Source organism: Cereibacter changlensis JA139 (genome assembly GCF_003034985.1).
Taxonomy (GTDB): Bacteria; Pseudomonadota; Alphaproteobacteria; order Rhodobacterales; family Rhodobacteraceae; genus Cereibacter; species Cereibacter changlensis.
In genome coordinates, this window is sequence record NZ_PZKG01000354.1 from 1 (window position 1) to 1,171 (window position 1,171).

The 1,171-nt window shown below is 74.4% G+C and carries 1 protein-coding gene and 1 pseudogene; both read right to left on the bottom strand.

The features are described from left to right. Positions 1-17: 17 nt before the first annotated feature. The gene (locus tag C5F48_RS24000; RefSeq protein ID WP_107666152.1) at positions 18-293 is read right to left on the bottom strand and encodes a hypothetical protein; all 276 of its coding nucleotides are present in this window, start codon (positions 291-293) and stop codon (positions 18-20) included. Next, a pseudogene (locus tag C5F48_RS24005) lies at positions 280-1,171 on the bottom strand (glutamine-synthetase adenylyltransferase); the annotation flags it as partial. The gene C5F48_RS24000 and the pseudogene C5F48_RS24005, both read right to left, overlap by 14 nt.

Below are 1,171 nucleotides of genomic sequence, written 5' to 3' on the forward strand. Positions count from 1 at the left end.
AGGGTTCCCCGCCGGCCTCAGGCCTGGCCGGGCACCCGTGCGGCGCGGCCGCCGCGGCGGCGGGGTTGCTCGGGGGCGGTGAGCGCGTCGGAGAGCACCTCGCTCATCGGATGGTCCGGCAGGTCCAGCGCGTAATGCGCGATCAGCGCCCTGAGCGCGTCGGGGGTCGAAAGCCCGACCGGCAGGCTCAGCGCCCAGTCCATGAAGATCGAGCGGCATTCGCCGGGCGTGATGCCCTCGATCGCGTAGCTCTCGCGCACCAGCCCTTTCGGGTCCGCCTCAGTCAGCCGCACGGCCCGTCTCCCCATTTCCATCGTCTCCCGTCCCGAGCAGCGCCGTCACCCGTGCCGCCGCCGCCTCCACCACCCGTCCGAGCCGCGCCGTCAGCGCCCCGGGCGAGGCCTCCTCCAGCTCGCGCAGAAGAAAGGCGCAGCCGCCCTCGCCCAGCCGGTCGGGGTCGAGCGCGCCATCGGTCAACAGGCGGGTCCCCGCCTGCAGTCGCCAGCAGAGCCTGTAGGCTTCGAGCAGCACCGTCTCGTCCGATTGCGACAGTTGCCCGCCTTTCACGCCAGCGCGCAGCTGCTGTTCCACCCGCCGCGCCGGATCGCCGGCGCGCAGGGCGCAGGTCTCGGCCAGAAGCTCCACATCCATCAGCCGCCCGGGGCCGTTCTTGGCATCCCAGGGCGCGGTCGCCGGTTTCGCCGCCTGCAGCCGGGCGCGCATCTCGGCCACATCCGAGCGGACCTTCGGGCCCTGCCCCTTCACCGCCAGCACCTCGCGGCGGAAAGCCTCGACCTCGGCGGCGAGGCTCGCATCGCCCGCGAGCGGCCGGGCGCGGGTCAGGGCCAGATGCTCCCAGGTCCAGGCCTCTTCCAGCTGGTAGCTGCGGAAGGAGGAGAGCGCGGTGGCCACCGGCCCCTGCCGCCCGGAGGGCCGCAGCCGCATGTCGACCTCGTAGAGCCGGCCTTCGGCCATCGGCGCGGTCAGCGCCGTGACCAGCGCCTGCGTCAGCCGCGCGAAATAGGGCCGGGCCGCCAAGGGGCGCGGCCCCTCGCTCTGCTCCTGCCCCTGCGCGTCGTGGATCACGATCAGGTCGAGATCGGAGCCCGCGTTGAGCCGCCCCGCCCCGAGGCTGCCCATGCCCAGCACCACCGCGCCGCGGCCCGGCGCC